The organism is Nonomuraea cypriaca, assembly GCF_015645445.1.
GTDB lineage: Bacteria > Actinomycetota > Actinomycetes > Streptosporangiales > Streptosporangiaceae > Nonomuraea > Nonomuraea cypriaca.
This window is the reverse complement of sequence record NZ_JADOGI010000369.1, coordinates 1-7,232: the sequence shown is the minus strand read 5'-3', so window position 1 is coordinate 7,232 and position 7,232 is coordinate 1. Positions and strand designations below refer to the sequence as shown.

Annotated in this window: 7 protein-coding genes; 2 read left to right on the top strand and 5 right to left on the bottom strand. The window is 69.9% G+C overall.

Annotated features, from left to right (window positions below):
* The first annotated feature begins 248 nt into the window (after positions 1 to 248).
* The gene (locus ITP53_RS52730; protein ID WP_195903030.1) at positions 249 to 1,985 is read left to right on the top strand and encodes a S8 family serine peptidase; all 1,737 of its coding nucleotides are present in this window, start codon (positions 249 to 251) and stop codon (positions 1,983 to 1,985) included.
* 15 nt (positions 1,986 to 2,000) lie between these two features.
* The gene (locus ITP53_RS52725; protein WP_195903029.1) at positions 2,001 to 2,255 is read left to right on the top strand and encodes a hypothetical protein; all 255 of its coding nucleotides are present in this window, start codon (positions 2,001 to 2,003) and stop codon (positions 2,253 to 2,255) included.
* On the opposite strand, the gene ITP53_RS56710 is transcribed toward ITP53_RS52725, so the two are convergent.
* The 5 genes from ITP53_RS56710 to ITP53_RS52700 form a co-directional block, all read right to left on the bottom strand.
* The gene (locus tag ITP53_RS56710; protein WP_207757673.1) at positions 2,252 to 3,163 is read right to left on the bottom strand and encodes a class I SAM-dependent methyltransferase; all 912 of its coding nucleotides are present in this window, start codon (positions 3,161 to 3,163) and stop codon (positions 2,252 to 2,254) included. The two genes, ITP53_RS52725 and ITP53_RS56710, sit on opposite strands and share 4 nt — an antisense overlap.
* A gap of 75 nt (positions 3,164 to 3,238) precedes the next feature.
* The gene (locus tag ITP53_RS52715) at positions 3,239 to 4,171 is read right to left on the bottom strand and encodes an ethyl tert-butyl ether degradation protein EthD (RefSeq protein WP_207757672.1); all 933 of its coding nucleotides are present in this window, start codon (positions 4,169 to 4,171) and stop codon (positions 3,239 to 3,241) included.
* Positions 4,172 to 4,382: 211 nt separating this feature from the next.
* Positions 4,383 to 5,360: a branched-chain amino acid ABC transporter permease gene (locus ITP53_RS52710; protein ID WP_195903027.1), complete on the bottom strand. Its 978-nt coding sequence runs from the start codon at positions 5,358 to 5,360 to the stop codon at positions 4,383 to 4,385.
* 177 nt (positions 5,361 to 5,537) lie between these two features.
* A complete protein-coding gene (locus ITP53_RS52705; RefSeq protein ID WP_195903026.1) occupies positions 5,538 to 6,398 on the bottom strand; it encodes a branched-chain amino acid ABC transporter permease in 861 nt (286 codons plus the stop codon).
* Positions 6,399 to 6,483: 85 nt separating this feature from the next.
* A partial coding sequence (locus ITP53_RS52700) for an ABC transporter ATP-binding protein (protein WP_328818680.1) occupies positions 6,484 to 7,232 on the bottom strand: 749 nt, incomplete at its 5' end.

Sequence of the window (7,232 nt, the reverse complement as noted above, 5' to 3'; positions counted from 1 at the left end):
GATCCGCGGCTGTCACCGCGCCTGCGTATTCCTGAGGCTGGGGCATGACGATACGGTCACACACCCCAGCCATCTCACGCTGAGAAACCGGACGATCGCTGAACGCGATCTAGGCATGTAGTACTAGGGGAATCCCGGAGGCGTTGCCCGAGGCGACCCAGGCACGCCGGAACTAGCGTCTGCGGTGCCCTGCGGGAAGAGGGCTCCATCGCGACCGAACCACCTGGGATCACGCGAGAAGGAATCTCATGCCACCTAACAAACGTCGAACAGACAGAAACCACACCCCGCCCCCGTACGCCACGGAACGCGAGCTGGTGGTCATCGCCAAGCCGGACGCCCGCCTGACGACGGACTCCTCGGGGATCGCCTCCGCCGTCGGGATGGACATCACCCCGCTCCAGGAGCTCACCGCCGCGCCGGACGTGACGATGGTGCCGATGTTCGGCTCGGAGGAGCACGTACGGGCGTCGCTGGCCGACAATCCCGACCTCCCCGACCTGTCGGTCTTCTACCGCGTCACCGCGCCCGACGACCGGCTCGACTCGCTCGCGGAGAGCATGAGGGCGGCCGAGGTCGTCGAGGCCGCGTACGTCAAGCCGGGCGCGCTGCCGCCGTTCCGCGCCGACGAGATGGTGCCGGCGGCCAAGGAGGGCCCGCCCGCGCACACCCCCGACTTCGTCTCCCGCCAGGGCTACCTCGACCCCGCTCCCGGCGGGGTGGACGCCCGGCACGCGTGGACCGTTCCCGGCGGCCGGGGCGCGAACGTCAACATCATCGACATCGAGGGCGCCTGGCAGTTCGGCCACGAGGACCTGATCGCGAACCAGGGCGGCGTCGTGGGCGGAACGCCGACGGCGGACCTGGGATGGCGCAACCACGGGACGGCCGTCGTCGGTGAGTTCGGCGGTGACGCGAACCTCTTCGGCATCACCGGCATCTGCCCCGACGCCAACGTCCGCGCCGTGTCCTTCTTCGGCATCGGCACCGGGGCCGCGATCAAGACCGCCGCCGACCACCTGCGCCCAGGAGACGTACTGATCATCGAGCTGCACCGGGCGGGGCCGAGGTTCGGCTTCGAGAACCGCCAGGACCAGCGCGGGTTCATCCCCATCGAATGGTGGGAGGACGACTACCAGGCCATCAGGTACGCCGTCGCGAGGGGCGTCGTCGTCGTCTCGGCGGCCGGCAACGGCGCGGAGAACCTCGATGACGCGCTCTACTCGACCCGGCCCGCCGGGTTCCCGCAGACGTGGCGCAACCCGTTCGACCGGGCGGCCCGTGACTCGGGGTCCGTACTCGTCGGCGCCGGGGCCCCGCCCCCGGGCACCCACGGCCGTGACCACGGGCCCGACCGGTCCAGGCTCGACTTCTCCAACTGGGGGTCGGCCGTGGACGTCCAGGCCTGGGGCAGGGAGGTCACCACCACGGGCGGCCTCAGCGGTCAGGCGGGCGACCTGCAGGGCGGGCCGAACGAGAACGAGTGGTACACCGACCGCTTCTCCGGCACCTCGAGCGCCACGCCGATCGTGACCGGCGTGCTCAGCAGCGTCCAGGGAGCGCTGCGCGCGGCGGGCCGGATCCCGCTCACGCCCGCCCGCGCCCGCGCGGAGCTGCGCGCCGCGGGCTCACCGCAGACCGACGCCCCGAACCGGCCGCGTACCCAGCGCATCGGCAACCGGCCCGACCTGCGCGCCATGCTGGCCCGCGTCAGCCAGCCCGCGTCCATCTGGACCGGCACCCAGTTCACCGGATCGCTGGCGCCCGGTCAGACCGCCTGCTGGTTCACGTTCAACTGGCCCGCGCACTGGTACGTGCTGTGGACGGTCGTGCCGGTCACGCCGCAGACCGGCTCGCCGCAGATCCGCTGGCGGACCCGCGTCGAACGGGCGTCCGACACCTACGCCACGTACTGGATCTGCGTCTCCAACCTCACCCAGAGCCAGGTCGCTTTCGAAGGCCGTTACGCCGTACTCGGATGGTGAAGAGAAAGGTTCGTCATGTTCATAGGAGTGCAGTTCACCGGGACCGTCCCGGCGAACCAGTCCCGCCGCTGGTTCACCTTCAACTGGCCGGCGGCCTGGCAGGTCGACTGGAACGTGATGTCGACCTCGCCCAAGCCGGGCGCCGCGCAGGTCGAGTGGGACGTGGCCGTCGAGCGGGCGACCGCGGACCGGATCACGTACTGGATCACCATTCGCAACCTCACCGCGCAGGAAGTCAACGTCGAAGCCCGGTACGCGGTGCTCAACTAGCGAGGGAGGGAGCAGCCATGCGCGTCCACTTCGAGTTCGACGGCACCTCGGTGCCCGGGTCCGGGTTCGCTTCCTCGGACGGGGAGACGCTGTCCTCCGGCGCGGCCCTGTCCGCCGGCACGGCGGCGCCGGCCTCGGCCGCCGCCCTCCCGGAGCCCACGGCCGGTCCGTACGACGCCGGCGCGGCCCCCGCGGACCTGGTCGAGCGCCTCGGCGCCCACCCGGGCACGGCCCCTGCCGCCGACGCCCAGACGATCAACGGCGGCGCGGCCCCGGAAGGCTAGCCGCACGAAAACGGAGATCCAGCGGAACGGCCGACCGTCCCTGGATCTCCGTCCATTGTCCGCCGGGTCGCTAATGTCCAGGTCGTTCCCCGGCGACACGGGCTTCGGCTTCCTGCGCTGGTTGACGCGTACGAGATCCCGATCCCCGAGCACGTCCGTCGTATGCCACAAGTCGGTACGGGACTTGAGCCATTCGAGCAGACGCCGCTGGACGGGCACCGGATCGCCCCACGTGGCGTACAGCTTCTGCGTGCTGATGCAGACCGGCGCCAGGCCGAGACCGGCGACGGCCTCCCAGACCGCGAGCGCGACGCCCGGCGTGTGCTCGCTGCGGTAGTCGTCGAAGGCGACGATCCCGTCGTCCTTGAGGGTGGTCCGCGCCGCTAGGACGTCATCTTTGACGTGCGTGTACAGGTGCGACGCGTCGACATGGACGAACCTGCAGGTGTCCCCCTTCGCGTGATCGAGGGTGATCGACGTTGGCCCCTGCACGATCTCGGGCAAGGTGTCGTGGACGTTCAGGTAGTTCTGCTCGAACTGACGGCGGTTGAGCGTGGAGTACGACCTGGTGGTCTCGGCGTTGTTGTGCGCTTCTGGCGCGTCCGACTCGAACAGGTCGCACACTGTGAAGGTCTCTCCCTGCCGCGGCGGCCACCGTTCGATCTTCGTTCGTCCTCACGATGATCAGGCGATGGCAGTTCAGGTTCGCCGCCTGAGCTGATCCAGCCCGAGCACGGCATCGCCGAAGAGGAGGTTCAGGACGGCCTCACCGCGCTGATCGCCCGCGCCTGCGGCGATGATCGTCTGCACTGCCGGATAGCCGCGCAGGCCGACCTCTGTCGGCCGTCCCGCAGAGATGATCGTGTAGACCTCGCGGACCGGGTAGGTGTGGACGGCCTTGACCTGTTCGGCAAGTTCGTCGGCGGCCGCGCCCGCCAGGAGATCGCCGACCACGCCCTCGTCGCGCACCGCCAGCTCGAGCCAGCCAAGATAGGTCTCGTCGTTCGGCCATTGGTGTGCCACACCTGGCGAGGCCATTGCCGACCGGTCGTAAGGGGGAAGCGGCTCAACGCGCAGACGCATGACGCCCGGATGCCTGCTCCAAGGGCGTGCGACGTGCTCGGACAGGTAGCGATGGAACGCCTCGGCCGACGCGGCTCGCGCTCTTGGAACAAAGCAGAGCACGAAGGTCGGCACTGGGGGAGGACCCTGCATGGCGGGATCGTTGATGCGGTCGACAAGTGTGCGGCCGCCGCCGGGAGGCGACAGCTGGGCACCGATGCGGCCGATGAAGTTGTGTGCGTCGTTGGGAATGCTCTCCCTCGCGATCGGATTGCTACCGAACGCGACCAGATCGGCCTCGGACAGGAAGAGCCCGTGCGGCATGCCCTGAGGCTGAGCCACATCCGCCGCATCAAACGAGATGCCCTGGACTTCCGGCCAGAGATCGGGACGGTTGGCTGCGAGGCGCAGCTGCCGATACTGCCACAGGCCCGGAACGCGGGCGAACATGATCCCGTGCACGTCGCGCCAGTAGGCCTCGCATACGTCATGCGGGATATCGGCGCGCCACCAGCAGAAAGCCGTCAAGGCCAGTTCGGCAGCGTTTTCGAGGCCGGCCGTGTCATCCACACCGAGTGATTGTCCCTTCTCCATCGCAGCCTCTGCAAGCCTCGTCCGCCGACCTCGACCGGGAAGCCCGCCCCCCTTCTTCATCGAAGGGTGACCGGTTGGGCGTTCGGCTGATCCCCGACGCAACCAGCCAACCCAAGCTGCGGCCCGCTGGATTCCGGTTGCGAGTGGATCGGGGCGCTTGGTCACTATTGATCGTCACGATGGAAGGTCAGCGGGTTTCCACGGGCGGTCCTGCCGGTTTTCTGGACAGGCGGCCGGTGATGGCGGGGACCAGGCCGTGAGGGAGGAAGAGTACGACCAGGATCAGTACGAGTGCGTAGACCGCGTATGACAGCACGCTCGGTGCGTACGTGGGCATCCCCGGCAGTGCGGACAGGTTGTTCAGTGCCTGGAGGAGGAGGGTGATGGCGCTCGCCCCGACGATGGCGCCCCAGATGGTGCCCAGGCCGCCGACGACGGCCATGACGATGTACTGGATCGAGATGAGCACCGGGAACGAGCTCGGCGCGACGTACCCGGTGTAGAAGCAGTAGATGCCGCCGGCCAGCCCGGCGAAGGCTGCTGACAGGGCGAAGACGACCAGTTTGTAACGGCCGACCGGGATCCCCGACGATGCGGCGGCGGTCTCGCTGGTGGCCAGGGCTCGCAGGGCGCGGCCGGGGCGGGAGGTGATGACGTTGTGGGTCACCAGCATGACCAGGGCCAGTCCCGCCCAGGTCAGGTACGCGTACGCGGCCGCGCTGCCCAGCTCGAACGACCCGATCGAGAACTGCGGGATGGCCTGAAGGCCGATGTCCCCGCCGGTGAACTCCAGCTGCCCGGCGAGGGAGAGCAGGATGAGCTGCATGGCCAGGGTCGCGAACGCCAGGTGGTGACCGCGTAGCCGCAGAAGCGGAGTGCCGATGACGAGCGCGGACACGGCGGCCACCAGGGGTGCGGCGATCAGGCCGGCCAGCGGGGGTGCGCCGTTCAGGGCCAGCAGGGCGGCGGTGTAGGCGCCGATGGCGTAGAAGGCGCCCTGGCCCAGCGAGACCTGGCCGGCGTACCCCATGAGCAGTGACACCCCGACCGTGACCATCGCGGCCAGGCCGAGCAGGATGTACACGGCGAGCGAGCTGTCGTCGAGCACCGCCGGCAGCGCGAGCGTGACGGCGGCGACCAGGAGTCCGGCGACGACCCTGATCACGTCCGCTCCTGTCCGAGCCTCAGTCCGGTCATGTCCGACTCCTGCCTGAGCGGATGGCCGCCGCCCAGATGGATGGCTCCTGCCCGAGCAAATGGCCGCCGCCCAGGTGGATGGTTGCTGCCCGAGTGGATGGCGCCTGTCCGGGTCGGATCATGGCGGGCTCGCGCGCGGGGCTCGTCAAGTCGGCTCCTGGGAGAGCGTGGAGCGGCGGCCGGCTTGGACGATCATGACGATGAGCATGAGGCCCAGGGCCACCTCCAGCTGGTGGGAGCCGTAGCCGTAGCCGGCGGCCATGGTTTCGGCCACGCCCAGCAGGAGGGCGCCGATGAGTGTGATCACCGGGCGGGTGAGGGCGCCGAAGACGGCGGCGGCGAAGCCGTTCACGATGAGGGTGACGTCGGTGTCGAAGGAGATGGGCCGCAGGGGGGTCACCAGTACCCCGGCGAGGCCGCCGAGCAGTCCGCCGAGCGCGAACGCCAGCAGGCCCATCCGCCGGGTGTCGATCCCGACCACGCGGGCGGCGTACGGGTTCGAGGCGCACGCGGTCAGCGCCTTACCAAGGTAGGTGCGGCCGAAGAACAGGGCGAGCAGCACGAACGTCAGCGCGGTCACCGCGATCACCAGCAGGTGCTGCGTCTGGATCCGGGCGCCGGCCACGGTCACCGACCCCGCCAGACCGGGGGCCGAGCGCGGCTGGTCGCCCCACAAGACGATCTCCACGGCGTACGCCAGCACGCCGACGCCCAGCGTGACGATGAGCGCCGACAGGGGTGTGGTGCCGGGCCTGCCGATCGCGGCCAGGCCCGTCAGCAGGCCCGCGACCGCCGCGACCACGACGGCCGCCAGCTCGCTCAGCCCGTGCGGGAAACCGAGACCGAGCAGCGAGGACGTGCACAGCCCCGCCACCACGGCGAACGTGCCCTGCGCGAAGTTCACCACGCCCGTGACCCGGTGGATGACGACCAGCCCGCTGGCGATGAGCGCGATCGCGCACCCGACCGCCAACCCGTTGAGCAGGTACGTCAGGAACGCGCCCATCCCGTGCTCACCTCCCCAGCGGTCATGCGGCGCTCACGCCGTGCCGCCTCCCCGGCGTTCGTGCGATGAGCGCCGCACCGCCGCCTCATGTGATCGCCCCGCCCAGGTACGCGCTGGCCACTCGGGGATCGTCGGCCAGGTCCGCGCAGGCGCCCTCGGTCACCAACCGCCCGGACTCCAGTACGTAAGCCCGCCGGCACAGGTCGAAGGCCAGCCGGGCGTTCTGTTCGATGAGCAGCACGGCGAGGCCCTGCGAGCGGTTCAGCTCCACGAGATGCTCGGCGAGGTCGGCGGTCACGTTCGGGGCGAGGCCCAGGGACAGTTCGTCGACGACGAGCACCGAGGGCTGCGACATCATCGCCCGTCCGAACGCGACCATCTGCTGCTCGCCTCCCGACAACACCCCGGCCCGCCGTCCGGCCAGCTCCGCCAGCCGGGGGAGCAGCTCGTACACGGGGGAGGGGTCACGCGAGCCGGAGCGCCAGCCGCCCAGCACCAGGTTGTCCGCGACCGACAAATCCGGAAAAAGCTGGCGGCCTTCGGGGATCAGAGCCAGCCGGCCCCCGATCTCCACCTGCCCGGACGCGGGCTTCAAGAGCCCGGCGAGCGTGTTGGCCAGTGTCGACTTGCCCGCGCCGTTCGGCCCCAGCAGGGCGACCATCTCTCCCTTGCCGACCGTGAGCGTGACGTGGTCCAGTGCCGTCGCGGTGCCGTACGAGACCACCAGGTCCTTGACGTCGATCATGAGCCCTGCCCGATGCGGAGGGCGGCGGTCAGGCGGCCTGTCCGAGGCGGGGAGATCAGGGGGCCTGTTCCAGGCGGGGAGGTCAAGAG